The organism is Pseudomonas sp. B28(2017), from assembly GCF_002113025.1.
GTDB lineage: Bacteria > Pseudomonadota > Gammaproteobacteria > Pseudomonadales > Pseudomonadaceae > Aquipseudomonas.
Map to the genome: position 1 here is coordinate 434,297 of NZ_NEJH01000004.1, position 20,133 is coordinate 454,429.

Here is a 20,133-nt window from a genome sequence, read left to right on the forward strand (position 1 = left end):
GTTATCTGACCGCCCCGCGCAACTCCCCCACCAACACCTGCAACCTGGCAGGTTCCGCCACTTCAACCGCCACCGCCGGCCCGGCCACCAACGTCACCCGCGACCACAACCGGCGAAACAGCCCTTTATCCGGATCACGGCTGAAGAAACTCCCCCACAACCCTTGCAAAGCCAAAGGAATCACCGGCACCGGCGTCTCTTCGAGAATTCGCGTCAAGCCACCCTTGAACTCATTCATCTCGCCATCGGCGGTCAATTTACCCTCGGGGAAGAGGCACACCAGCTCACCTTCCTTCAGATACCGGGCAATGCGCGTGAAGGCCTTTTCGTAGATCTGGATGTCTTCGTGACGCCCCGCGATAGGAATCGTCCCCGCGGTGCGGAAGATGAAGTTCAGCACCGGCAGGTTGTAGATCTTGTAGTACATCACAAAGCGAATCGGCCGACGCACCGCGCCGCCAATCAGCAAGGCATCGACGAATGACACGTGATTGCACACCAGCAACGCCGCGCCCTCATCGGGGATCAGATCCAGGTTGCGGTGCTCGACGCGGTACATGGAATGGCTAAGCAGCCAGATCATGAAACGCATGGTGAACTCGGGGACGATCTTGAAGATGTAGGCGTTGACGCCGATGTTCAGCAACGAGACCACCAGGAACAATTGCGGAATCGATAGCTTGGCCACACTCAGCAGGATGATCGAAACAATCGCCGACACCACCATGAACAATGCGTTGAGGATGTTGTTGGCGGCAATCACCCGCGCCCGTTCGTTCTCGGCGGTACGCGATTGGATCAGCGCGTACAGCGGCACGATATAGAAACCCCCGAAAACGCCCAGGCCGAGGATATCGAGCAACACCAGCCAGGTGTGGCCGAAACCGAGGATTTCGATCCAGCCATGGCCGGCGGCACTGTCCGGAATACCTCCGGAATGCCACCACAGCAGCAGACCGAAGACGGTCAAGCCGAACGATCCGAACGGCACCAGGCCAATCTCGACTTTGCGTCCGGAGAGCTTCTCGCACAGCATCGAACCCAAGGCGATGCCGACCGAGAACACCGTCAGAATCAGCGTCACCACGGTTTCGTCGCCGTGCATCCATTCCTTGGCATACGCCGGGATCTGCGTCAGATAAATCGCCCCGACAAACCAGAACCACGAGTTGCCGACAATCGAGCGCGACACCGCCGGCGTTTGCCCCAGGCCCAGTTTCAACGTGGCCCAGGACTGGCTGAAGATGTTCCAGTTCAGGCGCATTTGCGGCGAGGCAGCCGCCGCGCGCGGGATGCTGCGGCTGGCCAGGTAGCCGAGCACGGCAATGCCGATGATCGCCATGGACACCACCGGCGCGTAATGCGCCGAAGACATCATGACCCCGGCGCCAATGGTGCCGGCGAGGATGGCCAGGAAGGTGCCCATTTCCACCAGGCCGTTACCGCCTACCAGCTCATCCTCACGCAGGGCCTGCGGCAGGATCGAGTACTTCACCGGCCCGAACAGCGCCGAATGGGTGCCCATGGCGAACAGCGCCACCAGCATCAACGACAGGTGATCGAACAGAAAGCCGACGGCGCCGACCGCCATGATGACGATTTCCCCAAGCTTGATCAGGCGGATCAACGCGTCCTTGGCGAACTTTTCCCCGAATTGCCCGGCCAGGGCCGAGAACAGGAAAAACGGCAGGATAAACAGCAGCGCACACAGGTTGACCCAGATAGAGCGGTCACCTTCGATGGTCAGTTTGTACAAAATGGCCAGGATCAACGACTGCTTGAACACGTTGTCGTTGAACGCCCCGAGGGACTGAGTGATGAAGAACGGCAGGAAGCGCCGGGTGCGCAGCAAGGTGAATTGTGAGGGGTGACTCATCTTCCATGTGTCCCTGATTTTAGGTAGCGAGTGGCCTGGATTCTTATTGGATTATCAAAAGCCGATCCAGGCCACACCTTACCTAATCTTTGCCGGTTATTTCTTCAATCCGGCAATGCACGGCGAGACAAACAGCTCGCCACGCCAGGCGCCCAGCACCGTGCGCTTGCCGACGATCAGCCACATCACCGCCAGCAACGCCACCAGCGCACAACCAAACACACTGAAAAACGTCAGGCTCAAGGTACTGGCCAGCTTCAACGTCGCCAGAGAATAGACGCCCAACGGGAAGGTGAAGCCCCACCAGCCGAGGTTGAATGGAATGCCGGCACGCAGGTAGCGCACAGTGATCAGCAGCGCCATCAGCATCCACCACAGGCCGAAGCCCCACAAGGTAATGCCGGCCACCAGACCCAATCCTGCAGCAATCTCACCGATGCCCGGCGACCCGTTGGCCGCAAAAATCAGCGGTGCATCGCCGCCCAGTACCAGCATGCCCAAGGCACCGGTGCCGATCGGGCCGAGGGCCAGCCAGCTCGAGGCGGCCATGTTTTCGTGGGGCAGTTTATGCAGAGCCATGCGCAACAACAGAATGGTCAGGATGCTGAATGCCACCGGCAGGGAAAAGGCCCAGAGCACATAGCTGGTCACCAGCATCACCAGTTGCGAATGAGCCTCGGCCAAATGCGGTGCCAACAGACCACCGCTGGCGGCCGCCACCTCTGCCGCGACCACCGGCAACAGCCAGACCGCTGTCATCTGGTCGATGCTGTGCTCCTGACGGGTGAACATCATGTAGGGAATCAGCACGCCACAGGCCAACGACATCGCCACATCCACCCACCACAGCACCTCGGCGAGGTGAATCACACCTTCACCCCAGCGCGGCAGGCCGAACACCAGGAAGCCGTTGATGATGGTCGCCAGGCCCATCGGGATGGTGCCGAAAAACATTGAAACCGTGGAGTGGCCAAAGATCCGTCGTGCCTCTTCGAAAAACAGCAGCCAACGCGCCGTGTACATCGCCGTAAACAGCAGAAACAGCGCGATGTTGAACAGCCAGAGGGTTTCGGCGAAGGCGTGCAAGGCGGGTATGGCGACCGGCAATTGCGCCAGCGCCAACGCCAGCACGCCGGTGCCCATGGTGGCCGCGAACCAGTTGGGGGTGAACTGGCGGATCACTTCGCGGGGATGCTGCAAGTGACTGAAAGGTTTGATTCCGGGCTTGATGCTATTGGCGCATGTCATGGCGTACTCCTGTCCTCTCGTGAGGTAGAGCCCATGTTAGATCCGAATCGAATATCTATATAACGGGTAATTTCTCTATATCTTATCTATTGTGCAGATATACACTCAAACGCTCCCTTCCGATTCAATCACCAGAACCCGCGCCAGACCCAATGGGTGGGCCACGTGCTCAGTGCCAACCGAGGCATGGAAAATGTCCCCCACGTTCAGCACTGCTTCCCGCTCGACACCCTCCTCGCGATAGAGCATCCGCACTTGCCCGTCGAGCACCACGAACACTTCCTCTCCGTCATTGATGTGCCATTTGTACGGTTGATCAGTCCAGTGCAGCCGCGTGGTGATGCCGTTCATGTTGGCGATATCCAGCGCCGACCAGGCACGCTCGCCAGTGAATGATTTGCTGCGGATGATCTTCATGGTCCGATCCTTCGAATGAACTGACAGGGCGCCAAGGCTAACCCAAATTCACGGGTTAGCCGTACAAGCACGGGCAGAACGCTGGCGTAACAAAGAGGCCAGCGCGCCGAGGGCCAGGATAATCAGCACCACGCCATAACCATCAGTGGTGGTGACCAGGCCGAAGGTTCGCGTCAGGTTTCCGGCCAGCAGCGATGGCAGGCAGAACGCGAGGTAACTGAGCACATAAAACGCCGACATCAGCCCGGCGCGCTCATGGGGCAAGGCCAGCGGCACCAGGCTGCGCAAAGCCCCGAGGAAACCGGCGCCGAAGCCACAACCGGCGACCAGCGTGCCAAGGAAAAACAGGGGCAAACTGGCACTGTGTACACCCAGTAGAATCAGGACGACTCCCGTCGGCAGCGAACTGGCGCCCAATTGCAGCGCCTTGGTGGCAGCCTGATTGCGCAGCAGGTTAATCATCAGCGCACCCGTCACCGTCAATGTGGCGACAGTCGCACCGCCAATCAGGTTCGAGGTCGAGCCCGTCGCCGTGCGCACCAGCGAAGGTGCCAGCGACGCGTAAAAACCGCCGAGCGCCCAGGTCGCCGTGTTAAGTGGCAACACCCGCCACAAGGTGGTGCGCGCCTGAACCGGCACATGCAAGGTCGGTCGCAATGACGCCCATACACCGGCCTGACGCGGGACGCTTTCCGGCAATCGCCAGACATACACCGCCTGCAGCGCAAACAACGCCAACAGCAGCCAGAAGGTTAAATGCAATGGCGCTGGCGCAAACTCGGCCAACACACCGCAACCCAATGCGCCCACCGCCATGCCGAGCAGCGGCGCGACGCTGTTGACCAGTGGCCCCTGCTGGCGATCAGTGTCGAGAAGCGTTGCACTCAGAACCGCAGTGGCCATGCCAGTCGCGAATCCCTGCAGCAACCGGGCACTGATCAGCCAGGCGACGCTGTCGGCGTGAAGAAACAGCAGCATCGCCAGAATGTTCAGAACCACCGCAGTAAAAATCACCGGCTTGCGCCCCAGGTAATCCGACAGCGAGCCGACCGTCAGCAACGCCGCCAACAGGCTGAGGGCGTACACGCCAAAAATCAGGGTCAGCGTCGCGGCAGAAAACTGCATCTGCTCCTGATACAGGTGGTACAGCGGCGTCGGCGCAGTGGAGGCCGCCAGAAAACTGAGCAAGGTAACTGCCAGAAACCACAGGCTGGAACGATTTGAACGAGAATCGGGCATGGACACACTCCACAAAAGCTAATTTTTTGCTTTTGTGGAGTGTGCTACTGGATCCCTCTTAAAGCAAATTCTTTGTGTTAAGGTCCGAAGCATGGCTTTCAGGACCGGGTGCCAGCAACGGGACCCGCACGATTCAGGAAACACAAGATGACAGCTCCCACCTTACGCCCCGGCGGCCGCAGCGCACGGGTACAAGAGTCGATTCATTCGGCCGTGCGCCAACTCCTGCAGGAGCAGGACCGCGCCAGCGTGACCGTCCCGCAAATTGCTGCGCGCGCGGGTGTCACGCCGTCAACCATCTATCGGCGCTGGGGCGATGTGTCGGCGCTGCTGGCCGACGTTGCCCTCGCCCGCATGCAGCCCGACAACGAACCGGCCAATACCGGCAGCCTTCACGGTGATGTGCAGGCCTGGGCGGAACAGTACCTGGACGAGATGAGCTCCGAACCCGGCCGAAACATGCTGTGCGACGTGCAGGCGGCGCTGAAGCCGAGTTATTGCGCGACGATCATTGGCGGGCAACTGCAGACGATTCTGGATCGCTATCCGGATGCTCCCAAACCCGGTGTCGATCGGCTGATCAATCTGATCGCCGCGCCGACGGTGTTTCGCATCCTGTTTTCCGAGGCGCCATTGGAACTCGAAGAACTGCATCGCTTGATCGCAATTGCGCTGGATCAGTAAAAAACCCTTCGCGAGCAGGCTCGCTCCCACAGGGTTCTTGTGTGCAGCACAGACTCATTGTGGGAGCGAGCCTGCTCGCGAAGGGGCCAGTCCAGACACTGCAAATCCCCCTGCGACACCCCGCCACGCCACGACCTTGGTCGACACTGACTAACGCTGGCGGTCGTGCGAGACTGTCTGTCCGGGCGGGAGGTCCGGGTGTCTTTTGTCTGGAGTCCCCATGTCGCTGTCCACCGGGCTGATCGCCGCCGTCGCCCTGGCCTATATGGCCATCATGTTCGCCATCGCCTTCTATGGCGACCGTCGCAGCGCGCCCTTGCCGCCGCGTGTGCGAGCCTGGGTGTACAGCCTGTCGCTGGCGGTCTATTGCACCAGCTGGACGTTTTTCGGCGCCGTGGGCCAGGCCGCCGAACAACTCTGGTCGTTCCTGCCGATTTACCTCGGGCCGATCCTGTTGCTGATCGGTGCGCCGTGGGTCCTGCAAAAAATGGTGATGATCAGCAAACAGGAGAACATCACCTCGATCGCCGACTTCATCGCTGCACGCTATGGCAAATCCCAGCCATTGGCGGTGGTGGTGGCGCTGATTTGCCTGGTCGGCGTGTTGCCCTACATCGCGCTGCAGCTCAAGGGCATTGTGCTCGGCGTGAACCTGCTGATCGGCGCCGGTGCCGACGCCATGGGCACCCGTGCCCAGGACACCGCGCTGATTGTGTCGCTGGTGCTGGCCTTGTTCACCATCGTCTTCGGTACCCGCAACCTCGACGCCACGGAGCACCACCGCGGCATGGTGCTTGCGATTGCCTTCGAGTCGCTGGTCAAGCTGTTCGCGTTTCTCGCCGTCGGCGCGTTCGTGACCTACGGCCTGTACGACGGTTTCGACGACCTGTTCGACCAGGCCATGCTGGCGCCGCGGCTTGAACAGTACTGGAAGGAAACCATCAACTGGCCGTCGATGGTGGTGCAGACCGGGGTGGCGATGATGGCGATCATTTGCTTGCCACGGCAGTTTCACGTGACCGTTGTCGAGAACATCGACCCCCAGGATCTGCGCCTTGCCAAGTGGGTGTTCCCGGCCTACCTCGCCCTCGCTGCATTGTTTGTCGTGCCGATCGCCCTGGCCGGCCAGATGATGCTGCCCAGCTCAGTGTTGCCGGACTCCTTCGTCATCAGTCTGCCCCTGGCCCAGGCGCATCCGGCGCTGGCCCTGCTGGCGTTTATCGGTGGCGCATCGGCGGCCACCGGCATGGTGATCGTGGCCAGCGTGGCGCTGTCGACCATGGTGTCCAACGACATGCTGTTGCCCTGGCTGCTGCGTCGCAACAACGCCGAGCGCCCTTTCGAAGTGTTCCGTCAGTGGATGCTGTCGGTACGCCGCGTCAGCATCGTGGTCATTCTGCTGCTGGCCTACGTCAGTTATCGCCTGCTGGGCTCGACCGCCAGCCTGGCGACCATCGGCCAGATCGCCTTCGCTGCCGTGACCCAACTGGCCCCCGCCATGCTCGGTGCGCTGTACTGGAAACAGGCCAACCGCCGCGGCGTTTTCGCTGGTCTCGCCGCGGGCACGTTCCTGTGGTTCTACACCTTGATCCTGCCGATTGCCGCCCTCAGCCTAGGCCTGTCCCTGAGCACCTTCCCGGGGCTGGCCTGGTTGCACAGCAATCCACTGAACCTGCCGATCACCCCGCTGACCCAAGGCGTGGTGCTGTCACTCGCAGGCAACTTCACGCTGTTCGCCTGGGTCTCGGTGCTGTCCCGCACCCGGGTTTCCGAGCACTGGCAAGCGGGCCGCTTCATCGGCCAGGAAATCAGTGCCCGCCCCAGCGCACGCTCGATGCTGGCGGTGCAGATCGACGACCTGCTGCAACTGGCGGCGCGCTTCGTCGGCGAAGAGCGCGCCCGTCAAAGCTTCATCCGCTTTGCCTATCGCCAGGGCAAAGGCTTCAACCCGAACCAGAACGCCGACGGTGAATGGATCGCCCATACCGAACGCTTGTTGGCCGGTGTGCTCGGCGCCTCTTCGACCCGCGCAGTGGTAAAAGCCGCCATTGAAGGCCGTGAGATGCAACTGGAGGACGTCGTGCGCATCGCCGACGAAGCCTCGGAGGTGCTGCAATTCAACCGCGCCTTGCTGCAAGGCGCCATCGAGAACATCACCCAGGGCATCAGCGTGGTCGACCAGTCGCTGAAACTGGTGGCCTGGAACCGTCGATACCTGGAGCTGTTCAACTACCCGGACGGCTTGATCAGTGTCGGCCGGCCCATCGCCGACATCATTCGCCATAATGCCGAGCGCGGTCTGTGCGGCCCCGGCGAAGCCGAAGTTCACGTCGCGCGTCGCCTGCACTGGATGCGTCAGGGCCGAGCGCACACTTCCGAACGATTGTTCCCCAATGGCCGGGTGATCGAACTGATCGGCAACCCGATGCCGGGCGGTGGCTTCGTCATGAGTTTCACCGACATCACCGCGTTCCGCGAAGCCGAACAGGCGCTGACCGAAGCCAACGAAGGCCTGGAGCAACGGGTGACCGAACGGACCCACGAATTGTCGCAACTCAACGTTGCCCTGACCGAAGCCAAGGGCAACGCCGAGGCGGCCAACCAGTCGAAGACCCGTTTCCTCGCGGCGGTCAGCCATGACTTGATGCAACCGCTGAACGCGGCGCGGCTATTCTCCGCCGCCCTCTCCCATCAGGACGAAGGTTTGTCCGGCGAAGCACAGAAACTTGTCGAGCACCTGGACAGCTCGCTGCGCTCGGCCGAGGACTTGATCAGCGACCTGCTGGACATCTCCCGCCTGGAGAACGGCAAGATCAATCCGAATCGCCAGCCATTCACACTCAACGAATTGTTCGACACCCTCGGTACCGAATTCAAGGCACTGGCGCGAGAACAAAAACTGGAATTCCGCGTTCGCGGCAGCGCGCTGCGGGTCGACAGCGACATCAAACTGCTGCGGCGGATCCTGCAGAACTTCCTGACCAACGCTTTCCGCTACGGCAAAGGGCCGGTGCTGCTGGGGGTTCGTCGACACAAAGAACAACTGTGCCTGGAAGTCTGGGACCGTGGGCCAGGTATTCCGGAAGATAAACAGCAGGTGATTTTCGAAGAGTTCAAGCGCCTCGACAGCCACCAGACACGGGCCGAAAAAGGCCTCGGCCTGGGGCTGGCAATTGCCGACGGGTTATGTCGCGTACTCGGCCATACCTTGCGCGTTCGCTCCTGGCCGGGACGCGGTAGCGTGTTCAGCGTCAGCGTGCCGCTGGCCCGGGCGCAAACTGCAGCGCCGGTCAAAGTCGCCGAACTCAATGGCAAAATGCTCAATGGCGCGCAGGTGCTGTGTATCGACAACGAGGACAGCATCCTGATCGGCATGAACAGCCTGCTCAGCCGCTGGGGTTGCCAGGTCTGGACCGCGCGCAATCGCGAGGAGTGCGCAACGCTGCTGGCCGAAGGCGTACGCCCGCAATTGGCGCTGGTGGATTACCACCTCGATCATGGCGAGACCGGAACCGATTTGATGGCCTGGTTGCGCACCCAGATGGGCGAGCCGGTTCCCGGGGTGGTTATCAGCGCCGATGGCCGGCCGGAGACGGTTGACCAGGTGCATGCCGCGGGACTGGACTATCTGGCCAAACCGGTGAAACCGGCAGCGTTGCGCGCGTTGTTGAGCCGGTATTTGCCGCTGTAGGGCTTGCGCGATGTGGTGATGAGTCTGACGCCTTCGTCGGAACGCCGCCCGGAGCCGGCTCGCTCCCACAGGAGGCGGCGTTCACACACTATGTGATGCACCACAGTTTCTTGTGGGAGCGGGCCTGCCCGCGAAGCTTTTGACTGGAAACTACTCCGGCAGCTCTACCAACCCATCGACATCCGTCATCGCCCGCTCCAGCAAGTCCGCCGGCAGGCTCTTGCTCGCCCGTGCGCCCAGCAGCTTGAGTTGTTCACTGCGACTGACCAGATTGCCCCGTCCCTCTGTCAGCTTGTTGCGTGCCGAACTATAGGCCTTGTCCAGTTGCTGCAAGCGATTGCCGACCTCGTCCAGATCCTGGATGAACAGCACGAACTTGTCGTACAGCCACCCGGCCCGCTCGGCGATTTCCCGGGCATTCTGGCTCTGGCGCTCCTGTTTCCACAGGCTGTCGATGACGCGCAGGGTCGCCAGCAATGTGGTGGGGCTGACGATCACGATGTTGCGGTCGAACGCCTCCTGAAACAGCGTCGGCTCGGCCTGCAATGCGGCAGAAAACGCCGCCTCGATCGGCACGAAGAGCAACACGAAATCCAGGCTGTGCAAGCCATCGAGGCGCTTGTAATCCTTGCCGGCCAAGCCTTTGACGTGATTTCGCAACGACAGCACATGCTGCTTGATAGCGATCTGGCCGATGGCCTCGTCCTCAGCGGACACGTATTGTTGATAGGCCGTCAGGCTGACCTTGGAGTCGACCACCACCTGCTTGTCGCCCGGCAGATAAATGATCACGTCCGGCTGGAAGCGCTCGCCATCCGGTCCCTTGAGATTGACCTGAGTCTGGTACTCGCGGCCCTTCTCCAGCCCCGCATGCTCGAGCACGCGCTCAAGAATCAGTTCCCCCCAGTTGCCCTGGGTCTTCTGCCCTTTCAAGGCGCGGGTCAGGTTGGTGGCTTCATCGCTCAAGCGCAAATTCAGCTGCTGCAGCCGCTCCAGCTCCCTGGCCAGGGAGAAACGCTCACGAGCCTCGTTCTGATAGCTTTCCTCGACACGCTTCTCGAAGGACTGGATGCGCTCCTTCAGCGGATCGAGCAACTGCCCCAGGCGCTGCTGACTGGTTTCGGCAAAACGCTGCTCGCGCTCATCGAAAATTTTCCCCGCCAGCTCTGCAAACTGCGCGCGCAACTCGTCCCGTGAACCTTGCAGGTCGTTGAGGCGTTGCTGATGACTGTCCTGTTGCTCGCGCAATTCGGCGTTGAGCGAGGCGGCTTGGGCATCCAGACGGCGCAATTCGGCTTCTTTGCCAGCGCGTTCGATATTCCACGCATGGGCGGCGTCCCGGGCGTCGTCGCGCTCGATCTGCAGCAGTTCGACTTCACGACGCAGCGCAGCCAGATCAGCCTGTTTGGCGGCATTGGCCTGGGTCAGATCGCCGATTTCATCGCGGCTGGATTCAAGTTGCGCATTCAATCCGTCCTGCGCCAGTTGCGCCATGGCCAGGCGTTCTTGCAGCAGCGCAACGTCGGCTTGCGTGGTGCTGGCCCGACGCTGAAGTTGCCAGGCCAATACCAGCAACGGCAACCCAGCCGCTGCCAGCCCCAGCAATACGCTGGTCAAGTCCATTGCCATAGCCACTCCTGCCATTCGGATAAAGCCTGAAGGTTAACCAAGGCGCCTGATATTGGACAGCTCAGTCTTCGATCAGCCCCAGTTCCTGTTGAGCGCGGCGATCGCCTGCCCGAGCGGCCTGACGCAGCAGGTCCTGACCGATCCGCCGGTCCCGGGCATTCCCGCATTCCCGGCACATCAACTGGCCAAGGCGACTTTGCGCAGCCACCACGCCTTCACGGGCCGGCTGCTTGAGCAGACGTCCGGCGATGTGTTTGACGTTACGGTTTTCGCCCAGATGCGGACTGTCCAACAGCCACTCTGCCACGCGCATGGAAAAGCGTTTGGTAGGGGCAACAGAGGGTGATGTGGAGGAAGAGGAAACAGGGGCTGAGCGAAACTTCATAAAGCACTGTGGGGCAGATCGGAAGGCGCGCAACTTTACTCTCTTTTTCTTACAGGTAAAGCTGAAAATATCCCGGCACGCCCGTCCTAGAGCAAGCGCTCGGGACAATCCACAGAAGCTGTGGATAACTCAGTGGACAACCGCCCTTGAACTCGCTCAAAGCCCTATGGAATGGGGCTCGCAGTCAAACTGACGATTTTTTCACCAGTAAAAAAAAGCGATGTTTTTCATTGACTTAAATTTTGGTTACAGGCAGCTATTGCGCTTGAACATGAGATGACAGCGGGGTGACAGACTGCGCAACTAATGTGCACAAGTGCCTTTGCGACGGTTATATCGATGCACTTTTTCGGCGTGTTTTTTGTCATTCCTGGGGATAAACCCTGGCAAGCCCGGTATTTAGACAGCTGTGCTGCTACAAACTTCGATGACCGGTGGTCGGATTCTGTCCGGATAAAGGGCGTATCGATCGCAGGCAGCGCAGCTTTATGCACACCTCTACAGGGCAATACGGCCCGCTCAGGCATCCGCCGGTTTTTTTCGTTAGCACACTTCCCTTAACCAGTTCAATCCGTTAGTATCCACGGCGTTAGTACCAAGCTGAAAGTCAATTCTGGTCGAACAAATCCCCCCGGTCAGCCTTCTCGACGGAAGCCTCCACCGAACAAGCGGGATCGACCACCTCGATGGTTTCCAGGTAAATCTTGCGCCAACACAACCTTTGAATCGAAAGCAAAGGCTGTTGTTCCGCCCGCTTACTCTGCTCGAACCAACCTGCAAATTGATCAGGATCTTCACCCCGGGCCCAGAACCTTTGCCCTTGATGTGTTGCCTGCCCTCCTAAGTACCTACCTGCCAGCCCAAGCGCGCCAACTTGTCAGCGCTTCAAACTGGCTGCTTTGTTCCAGTCGGGTTCTTCGTTCGGTCAATGGTGATCGACGTTACTGGAACGTTTTAACGTTGCACGGTTCTTATCCGTGTCATTTGTAGGAACACCCAATAATGTCTACTCAAATCCAGACCCAGGATGCCATTCGCACCCTAACCAACGCTTTTGCACCAATGAACTGCCTGATCATGGCGGCTCGCAAAGGCTGCTTCAGCTTCACCCTGGTCAACGAACACGGCATCGCTCGTCACAGCGAACGCCTGTACCCCGATCAATACTCCAGCGCCGAGCCGCTGCAGGCCGTGATCGAGCGTACTCGTCAGGCACTGGTTGCCTGAAACGCCAGAAAGGCTGAAAACCCAGAAAGCCCTGCCCGAAAAGCAGGGCTTTTTATTGCCCGATGTTTTCCTCCCCTCGCACCACGACTAAGCACGATCCGATATAACGGTTATAACTGTTCGCTGGAAATATTTTAAAAACAGTCCTTTACAGCGCGAATATGACACTACACTTCAACTCAAGCGGCCTGACCCGCTTGCGGCGAGCCTGAGCCGATTCACAGCTGCCAAGCCCCCTTCAGGTATCGCCGTCCAATTCAGGTTTCGAGGGTTTTATGGGTATCGCTGCCAGCGAACTGTGCCGTTATGTGATTCGTCCGACATTGATTTATCTCGGACAACATAGCGCTACTGCCGAATCCCTGCTGCTGGGCATTGCCGCCAGCCAGTCCGCGCTCGGTTCCGCCCTGCATGACCGCCGTGGGCACGGCCTGTACCGCATCGCCGAGCCCCGCCACCAAGCCCTTTGGGACCATTACCTGGCCCTTGATCCAGAACGTGCGAGCCTGGTCCGCGGCCTGGCCAGTCAGCATGCGTTTCTGAGTGGCCCGCACCTCGAATTGACCGTCAACCTGCGTTACGCCACAGCCATCGCCTGGCTGCTGGTGGAAGAACAGAATACCCCCCTCCCCGCCCCCGATGATTTGTTGGGTATGGCCAGAATCTGGCGCCAGACATTTCAGCCTCAGGGGCGTCTGCGTGATTTCACCTGCGCCTGGCAAACCTGTGTTTCACCGCTGAATCAGGTAGCCTGCTGACACATCTGGATCCAAAGATCGCGCAACACGCCGCGATTCTGGTCGGATTGTCCTACAAAACCGCTCTAAATCAAGGAATACAGCCTATGGCGCCGGGACGAAAATGTTGGTAATTTTCGCCCCGGTGATCACCAGGAGTTCTAATAATGAAAAAAGTAATGCTCAAAACCACCCTCAGTCTCGCCGTTGCCATGGCATCCACCCAGATTTTCGCAAGTGGCTTTGCCCTCAACGAACAAAGCATCAGCGGGATGGGTACAGGTTTTGCCGGGCGATCTTCCTCTGCCGACGACGCATCCACTATTTTTGGCAACCCTGCCGGCATGTCTCGCCTCAAGCGTGAACAAGTGACCGGCGGTGTTGCATTTATCGACGCGCACACCGACATCAGCGATGCCAGCTCCCGTCCAAACGGCGGCACCAACAAGGGTGACATGGTCCCCTTCATGGGCGTGCCGATGGGCTATTACGTCAAGCCAATCGATGACCAGTGGGCGGTCGGATTCGGCGTCTACGCGCCGTTCGGTTTGGTGACTGATTACGAGAACGGCTTTGCCGGTCGTTACTTCGGCAGCAAGAGCGAAGTCAAGATCATCACCCTGCAACCGACTGTCAGCTACGCCTTCAACGACAAGGTTTCCATCGGTTTCGGCCCGACCATCAACCGCGTTGACGGCACCCTGGAATCGAACCTGTCGATCACCCAGGCCGCGCCAGACGGCAAGGTCAAGATCGAAGGCGACGACACCGCGCTGGGCTACAACATCGGCGTGCTGGTTCAAGCCACCGACAGCACTCGCGTCGGCCTGACCTACCACTCGAAAGTGAAGTACAAGATCGAGGGCAGCACCAAGGTCAACTACAACGTGCTGGGCCTGATCGGCCAGAACCCGAACCAGAAATACGATGCTTCGCTGGACCTGACCACCCCTGAATCGGTGGACCTCTCGGTCACTCACCAGCTCGACGACAAGTGGACTCTGTACGCAGGCAGCACCTGGACCCGCTGGAGCCGCCTGAAAGACATCACCGTTGAAAACACAGGTGTTCCGGCTGTTCTGAACGGCCAGTTCGGCACCATCACCGAAGAACAGAACTGGCACGACACCTGGGCTCACGCCATCGGCGCGTCCTACCAGTTGAACAAGCAATGGGTACTGCGTACCGGTCTGTCCGTTGACCAGGCACCGACCAACAACGTTAACCGTTCCCCACGCATCCCGACTGGCGATCGCAAGATTTTCAGCGTGGGCGCCGGCTGGAGCCCGACCGACGACCTGACCATCGACCTGGCGTATTCGTACCTGCACGAAGAGTCGGTCAAGATCAACAACAGCAACAACCGTGGCCAGAGCTACAACGCCGAGTATGAAAACTACGCGAACGGTTTCGGCCTTGGCGCGACCTACCGCTTCTGATGATTCCCGGCGAGCCTGAACCGCTCGCCATCCGAATCAAAAAAGCCCCGCTCTCCTCACGGAGGCGGGGCTTTTCATTTGCAGGAGCGAGCCTGCTCGCGATGGACGCGAACAATGACGCGTGCTTTCAGGATGTACGAGACGCCTTGAGGTTTTCGCGAACAGGCTCGCTCCTACAGGTCAGGGGGTGGAAGCGAGCGGTGGCGAAGCCAGGGCTTTTTCCACCGCAGCGATGAACTCGGGATCATCCGGCTTGGTCAGGCTGGAGAAACTGGCGATCACCTTGCCTTGGCGATCCACCACATACTTGTAGAAATTCCACTTCGGCGCGCTGGTTTGACTGGCGAGGACCTTGAACAAATGCGTCGCATCATCGCCACGAACCTTTTGCGGTTCAGTCATGGTGAAGGTCACGCCGTAGTTGGCATAGCAGACTTTCGCAGTTTCGGCGCTGTCCCTGGACTCCTGCTTGAAATCGTTGGACGGCACACCCAATATTTCCAGCCCTTGCCCCTTGTAGCGCTGATTGAGCGCCTCAAGGCCCTCGAACTGCGGGGCGAAGCCGCAGAAGCTCGCGGTGTTGACCACCACCAGCGGTTTGCCGGCGTACCGCTGACACAGGTCGATGGACTCCTTGGCCCTTAACTTCGGCAGCGAGCCCTGCAGCACCTCAGGACAATCAGCGGCCCAGGTCAGTCCGGACAACGCCATCAGCAACGCGGGAACAACACACCAGCGCTTGAGCATCTCGAGCGTCCTTGAGCATTCGTCAAAATTCGACGTTACTCGCCATCCCCGCACGCTAGCAAGCCTGCTGCTAGCAAATGCTCATGCCCAACTGCAAAAGCGCCAGCCCACCCTGATGCCAGCCCCACCACACCCCGGCGAGCAGCAATGCGCAGACGGCAAGTATCGTGATCCGTGGCCAAAGGCTGTTCATGTCGTACTCATTTGTGTTTGCAGGCGCGCCACCGGCCGTTCACGCACCGGCCAGTTCAGGGCGGCGGCCAACAAGCTCAAGAGAATCGCGACCTGCCAGATCAGGTCATAGCTGCCGGTACGGTCGTACACCACGCCACCCAACCAGCCGCCCAGGAACGAACCGAGCTGGTGAAACAGGAAAACAATCCCACCCAGCATGGACAGGTTTCGCACACCAAACAAGGTCGCCACCGTACCGTTGGTCAACGGCACCGTCGACAGCCACAGCAAGCCCATGGCCATGCCGAACAGGTAGGCCGAGGTCGTGGTCACCGGCAACCACAGGAACAGCGCAATCACCACCGCCCGCAGCAGGTACAAACCGGTGAGCAAACGCGGCTTGGACATCCGCCCGCCGAGCCATCCAGCGGTGTAGGTGCCGAAAATGTTGAACAGGCCGATCAGCGCCAGCACTGTGGTGCCGACCGTCGCAGGAAGATGCTGATCCACCAGATAGGCCGGCAAGTGCACACCGATGAACACCACCTGGAATCCGCACACGAAAAAACCGAACGCCAGCAGCCAGAACCCGGAGTGAGAGCAGGCTTCGCGCAATGCTTCGCCAAGGGTCTGTTCATGCCCCAAGACTGGCAGCGGCTTGTCCTTGAGCATGCTCACCAACGGCACGATCAGCGCCACCAGCAAGCCAAGTGCCAGCAGCGCCACGGACCAGCCAAGCCAGCCGATCAAACCGAGTGTGCCGGGCAACATCGCGAACTGGCCGAACGAACCGGCAGCACTGGCGATGCCCATGCCCATGCTGCGTTTTTCCGGCGGCACTGCGCGACCGACCACTCCCAGAATCACCGAGAACGACGTACCGGACAGTCCGATGCCGATCAGCAGGCCGGCGCTCAGCGACAACGTTACCGCCGAATCGGAGAGCCCCATGCAAATCAGCCCGACCGCGTACAGGACGCCACCGATCAGCACCACTTTCGCGGCACCGAAGCGGTCGGCCAATGCACCGGTGAACGGCTGAGCGAGGCCCCAGATCAGGTTCTGCAAGGCGATGGCGAAGGCAAAGACTTCGCGGCCCCAGCCGAACTCGGCGCTCATTGGCGCCAGAAACAGCCCGAAGCCATGTCGAACCCCCAGAGACAACGCAAGGATCAGCGCACTCCCCAACAGAACCCAGCCGCAAGTACGCCACATCGATGTCATTGTTATTCTCCAATAGCGGGTATATACCCGCTTAAGATCGGAAAAACCGGCATCACGCCAGTTCGTCCAGCAGCTTCAATAAGGTTTCGCGCTTCTCGGCGCCCAGGCGATCGATCAAACGCTGCTGTGCGGCTTCCCAGGCTGGCAAGGCAGCCTTGAGACGCTCTGCCCCCGCCTCAGTCAGCAGGACAATGCGATTGCGCATGTCCTCGCCCTCGACCAGCGTCACCAGGCCGTCCCCCTCCAGCACCCGCAAATTGCGCCCCAAGGTACTGCGATCCAGCCCCATGGCCTCGGCCAGGACCGAGATGCTTGGCTGATCCAGACGCTGCAGATTGCACAGCAAAGAATACTGCGCAACGTTGATCCCGAAGCCGTCAAGTGCGCCGTCGTAATGCCTGCTGACGCCACGGGCGGCGCGACGCAGGTTGATGCATAAACATTGGGAATCGAGCATGGTGCGTGTATATACCCGCGAGTCGTTTAAATCAAGTGACAAGGAAGTGGCGTCTGATGGATCACCATCACTGCGTTCAGACTAATGCCAATCCGACCAACACCCCTACCTCCAGCAACTCCAGCATTGCCCCCGCCGTATCCCCCGTCGTGCCACCCAGCCGCCGCAGCATCACCTGCCGCAACCAGACAAACTCCAGCACAGCCAACACCAGTGCCAGCGCCCCACTGAAGCCGGCGATCAGCACACAGGCCAGTGCGCTGACCGCCAACACCTGTTTGCCCGCCGAACGCGGAAGATGATCGGCCAGCGCCTGGCCCAGGCCACCGGCGCGCACATACGGTGTGGTCAGGAACAAGCCGAGCAATGCGCTGCGCCCTATCAATGGCACGATAATCAAGGCAAGCGAATGCGCTTGCTCGATCAACGCCAGCAGCGCGCTGAATTTAAGCAACAACACCAGCACCAGCGTCACCACAGCGATAGGGCCGCTGCGCGGGTCTTTCATGATGGTCAGCGTTCGCTCACGATCGCCAAAGCCGCCTAGCCAGGCATCGGCGCTGTCCGCCAGACCGTCCAGATGCAACCCGCCACTGAGCAATACCCAAACGCTCAGCAGCAACGCCGCGTGCAGCAACGTCGGCGTGCCGAGCAACAGCCAGTTCAAGGTCCACAGAATCGCGCCAAAGAGCAATCCCACCAGCGGATAACACAGCAGCGACCGCCCCAGCTCCCGGGGCTCGGGCATGCCGGGCAGGCGAATCGGCAGGCTGCTGAGAAATTGCAGGGCGATCCAGAACGGCAGCATGGTCAGAGCACTTCCTTCAACGAACCTGCGCAATCCAGTGTCAGCGAAAACACCGCGCCATGCCCGACCTCAACGTTGAGCAGTTGTTCTCGCGGCAGCCCGCGAGCCTGTGCCAGCAAAAGTCGCATCACTCCGCCGTGGCTGATCAGCAAAATGCGCTCACCGGGAAAGGTCGCATACAAACGCTCCAGCGCTGTCAGCACCCGTGCCGAAAAGTCTGCGACCGGCTCTCCCTGAGGCGGCGTGAACGAATAGGGGTCGGCCCAGAACAAGCCCAGCGCCTGTGCGTCGGTTTCCATCAACGCCGCCGCGCTCTGCCCTTCCCAGGCGCCGAAATGCAACTCTTGCAGGTCGCTGTCCAGTTGCACCGGTACAGCCAATTGCGCAGCGAGCTCCTCGGCAAACCGCGCACAACGCTGCAACGGCGAACTGACCAGCCGATCCCATGGCCCTCGGCCGACCACGGCGGCCCGCATCTGCGCCCAGCCCGTGTCGGTCAACGCATCATCGATGCTGCCACGCAGCCCGCCGCCGAGCTCGGTTTCACCGTGACGCAACAGATCCAGGCGCAAGGTCATGCCGGACGATCTGCCACGGCGGCCTCGGAGAAGGTCGCCATTTGCCCGTGCAGGTCGCAAGCCAGACGCAGCAACGGCACGGCCAATGCCGCACCACTGCCTTCGCCAAGCCGCAGGCCGAGATCGAGCAACGGTTGCGCATTCAGGGCTTCCAGCACATGACGATGGCCCGGCTCGGCGCCGCGATGACCGAACAACAGCCACTGACGGCATTCGGGGTTCAAGCGCACCGCAACCAGGGCCGCGACACTGCAGATGAAACCGTCCACCAGCGCCGCGACACCCTCCTGGGCACAGGCGAGATAGGCACCGACCAGCGCGGCGATCTCGAAACCGCCGAGGTTGAACAAGGTCTGCAAGGCATCGTCACGCTGCGCGCCATGCCGTGCCAAGGCGCGCGCTATCACTTGGGCCTTGTGGCTGACACCTTCGGCGTTGAGCCCGGTACCAGGCCCGGTCAGATGGCTCACTGGGCAATCGAGCAAAGCACACGCCAGGGCGCTGGCGGCGGTGGTGTTACCGATGCCCATTTCGCCACCAATAAACAACTGCGCACCGGTGGCCATTGCCCGCTGCACGCTGTCACGGCCGGCCTGCAAGGCGAGTTGCCCTTGCGCCTCGGTCATGGCCGGCCCCTGTGCAAAATTCGCCGTGCCCGGGCCGACGTTCAGGTGGCGCACATCCGGCAGGTTCAGCGACGGCGTTACCGTGCCCAGGTCCACCACTTCAAGGGAAGCGCCCAGTTGCCGCGCCAGTACGCTGATCGCTGCACCGCCGTTGACGAAGTTGTGCAGCATCTGCCCGGTGACTTCCTGGGGAAACGCCGACACACCCTCGGCGACGACGCCATGGTCGCCGGCAAAAATCGCGATCCACACGTGCTCCAGACTCGGCTTGACCCGCCCCTGCAAACCCGCCAGTTGCACCGCTACCGATTCCAGCTGGCCAAGAGAGCCGGCCGGTTTGGTCAGTTGCTGTTGCCGCGCCAGTGCCTGTTCGACCACTTGGGTATCGACCGGCTTGCTCGGGTTCAGCCACCAGGATTGAGTCATAACGCAGTTCCTTTCAGAGTCAGGGGCAGGCCGGCGACGGTCAGCACGACACGCTCACAGCGCTCAGCCAGAGCTTGATGCAGCCAACCGGCCTCATCGACATAGCGGCGAGTCAATTCGCCCAGCGGCACGACACCCATTCCGGTCTCGTTGCTGACAAAAATGATTTCACCCGGCAGCGACGCCAGGCAGTCCAGCAAGGCATCACGCTCGGCAGCCAGGCGCTCGGCATCGTTGAGCATCAGCAGATTGGTCAGCCACAAGGTCAGGCAATCCACCAGCAGGCAACTGTTGGTACGGGCGGATTCGCGCAGCACCCGGGCCAGTTCCACGGGCTCTTCGATCAATGCCCATTCGACAGGGCGACGGGCGCGGTGATGGGCCACCCGCTCGCTCATTTCGCCGTCCAGTGGCTGGCTGGTGGCAATGTAGGTCACGGCCAGGGCGCTGTCGATGGCGAGCTTTTCAGCCAGACGACTCTTGCCGGAGCGGGCGCCGCCGAGGATCAGTTGCAGCATGGT

19 protein-coding genes are annotated in these 20,133 nt (G+C 60.6%); 5 read left to right on the forward strand and 14 right to left on the reverse strand.

Annotation, left to right across the window (positions count from 1 at the left end; all coding sequences use genetic code 11):
- Window position 1 precedes the first annotated feature (1 nt).
- The 4 genes from CAF65_RS14685 to CAF65_RS14700 form a co-directional block, all read right to left on the reverse strand.
- Window positions 2-1,876, reverse strand: a complete 1,875-nt coding sequence (locus CAF65_RS14685) for an MFS transporter (RefSeq protein WP_085716912.1) — start codon at window positions 1,874-1,876, stop codon at window positions 2-4.
- Window positions 1,877-1,972: 96 nt separating this feature from the next.
- Window positions 1,973-3,124 carry a TDT family transporter gene (locus CAF65_RS14690; RefSeq protein WP_085716913.1) on the reverse strand — a complete coding sequence of 384 codons (1,152 nt, stop codon included), beginning with the start codon at window positions 3,122-3,124 and terminating at the stop codon, window positions 1,973-1,975.
- Window positions 3,125-3,229: 105 nt separating this feature from the next.
- Window positions 3,230-3,541, reverse strand: coding sequence for a cupin (locus CAF65_RS14695; RefSeq protein ID WP_085716914.1), 312 nt, complete (start codon window positions 3,539-3,541; stop codon window positions 3,230-3,232).
- A gap of 48 nt (window positions 3,542-3,589) precedes the next feature.
- On the reverse strand, window positions 3,590-4,780 hold the full coding sequence (locus CAF65_RS14700) for an MFS transporter (protein WP_085716915.1): 1,191 nt from the start codon (window positions 4,778-4,780) through the stop codon (window positions 3,590-3,592).
- Window positions 4,781-4,927: 147 nt separating this feature from the next.
- Between CAF65_RS14700 and CAF65_RS14705 the strand changes: the two genes are divergently transcribed.
- Window positions 4,928-5,464 (forward strand): TetR/AcrR family transcriptional regulator, encoded by a 537-nt coding sequence (locus CAF65_RS14705; protein ID WP_085716916.1) that lies wholly within the window; start codon window positions 4,928-4,930, stop codon window positions 5,462-5,464.
- 220 nt (window positions 5,465-5,684) lie between these two features.
- Window positions 5,685-9,155 (forward strand): PAS domain-containing hybrid sensor histidine kinase/response regulator, encoded by a 3,471-nt coding sequence (locus CAF65_RS14710; RefSeq protein WP_085716917.1) that lies wholly within the window; start codon window positions 5,685-5,687, stop codon window positions 9,153-9,155.
- Between the two features lie 150 nt (window positions 9,156-9,305).
- On the opposite strand, the gene rmuC is transcribed toward CAF65_RS14710, so the two are convergent.
- On the reverse strand, window positions 9,306-10,670 hold the full coding sequence (gene rmuC / locus CAF65_RS14715; protein WP_178076704.1) for a DNA recombination protein RmuC: 1,365 nt from the start codon (window positions 10,668-10,670) through the stop codon (window positions 9,306-9,308).
- A gap of 175 nt (window positions 10,671-10,845) precedes the next feature.
- A complete protein-coding gene (locus tag CAF65_RS14720; protein WP_057399384.1) occupies window positions 10,846-11,169 on the reverse strand; it encodes a hypothetical protein in 324 nt (107 codons plus the stop codon).
- A gap of 1,002 nt (window positions 11,170-12,171) precedes the next feature.
- On the opposite strand from CAF65_RS14720, the gene CAF65_RS14730 reads away from it, so the two are divergent.
- The 3 genes from CAF65_RS14730 to CAF65_RS14740 all read left to right on the forward strand — a co-directional run bounded on the left by CAF65_RS14730 (window position 12,172) and on the right by CAF65_RS14740 (window position 14,572).
- Complete coding sequence (locus tag CAF65_RS14730) at window positions 12,172-12,396, forward strand: hypothetical protein (protein WP_008051046.1); 225 nt, start codon at window positions 12,172-12,174, stop codon at window positions 12,394-12,396.
- A gap of 275 nt (window positions 12,397-12,671) precedes the next feature.
- Window positions 12,672-13,154, forward strand: coding sequence for a hypothetical protein (locus CAF65_RS14735; protein WP_057715794.1), 483 nt, complete (start codon window positions 12,672-12,674; stop codon window positions 13,152-13,154).
- 146 nt (window positions 13,155-13,300) lie between these two features.
- A complete protein-coding gene (locus CAF65_RS14740) occupies window positions 13,301-14,572 on the forward strand; it encodes an OmpP1/FadL family transporter (RefSeq protein ID WP_085716919.1) in 1,272 nt (423 codons plus the stop codon).
- A gap of 180 nt (window positions 14,573-14,752) precedes the next feature.
- Here the strand turns inward: CAF65_RS14740 and CAF65_RS14745 are convergent, their stop codons facing one another.
- The 8 genes from CAF65_RS14745 to cobU all read right to left on the reverse strand — a co-directional run bounded on the left by CAF65_RS14745 (window position 14,753) and on the right by cobU (window position 20,130).
- Window positions 14,753-15,319, reverse strand: coding sequence for a glutathione peroxidase (locus CAF65_RS14745; protein ID WP_085716920.1), 567 nt, complete (start codon window positions 15,317-15,319; stop codon window positions 14,753-14,755).
- Window positions 15,320-15,389: 70 nt separating this feature from the next.
- Complete coding sequence (locus CAF65_RS28760; RefSeq protein WP_143492109.1) at window positions 15,390-15,512, reverse strand: DUF4175 domain-containing protein; 123 nt, start codon at window positions 15,510-15,512, stop codon at window positions 15,390-15,392.
- Window positions 15,509-16,717, reverse strand: a complete 1,209-nt coding sequence (locus tag CAF65_RS14750) for an MFS transporter (protein WP_085716921.1) — start codon at window positions 16,715-16,717, stop codon at window positions 15,509-15,511. The genes CAF65_RS28760 and CAF65_RS14750 overlap by 4 nt, the downstream gene beginning before the upstream one ends.
- Before the next feature lie 52 nt (window positions 16,718-16,769).
- A complete protein-coding gene (locus CAF65_RS14755) occupies window positions 16,770-17,174 on the reverse strand; it encodes a MarR family winged helix-turn-helix transcriptional regulator (protein ID WP_008017903.1) in 405 nt (134 codons plus the stop codon).
- Between the two features lie 76 nt (window positions 17,175-17,250).
- The gene (locus tag CAF65_RS14760) at window positions 17,251-17,982 is read right to left on the reverse strand and encodes an adenosylcobinamide-GDP ribazoletransferase (protein WP_085716922.1); all 732 of its coding nucleotides are present in this window, start codon (window positions 17,980-17,982) and stop codon (window positions 17,251-17,253) included.
- Window positions 17,983-17,984: 2 nt separating this feature from the next.
- Window positions 17,985-18,560, reverse strand: coding sequence for an alpha-ribazole phosphatase family protein (gene cobC, locus CAF65_RS14765; protein WP_085716923.1), 576 nt, complete (start codon window positions 18,558-18,560; stop codon window positions 17,985-17,987).
- A complete protein-coding gene (cobT, locus tag CAF65_RS14770; protein WP_085716924.1) occupies window positions 18,557-19,612 on the reverse strand; it encodes a nicotinate-nucleotide--dimethylbenzimidazole phosphoribosyltransferase in 1,056 nt (351 codons plus the stop codon). Before cobT ends, cobC begins: the two co-directional genes overlap by 4 nt.
- A complete protein-coding gene (gene cobU, locus CAF65_RS14775; protein WP_085716925.1) occupies window positions 19,609-20,130 on the reverse strand; it encodes a bifunctional adenosylcobinamide kinase/adenosylcobinamide-phosphate guanylyltransferase in 522 nt (173 codons plus the stop codon). The genes cobT and cobU overlap by 4 nt, the downstream gene beginning before the upstream one ends.
- Window positions 20,131-20,133: the final 3 nt, after the last annotated feature.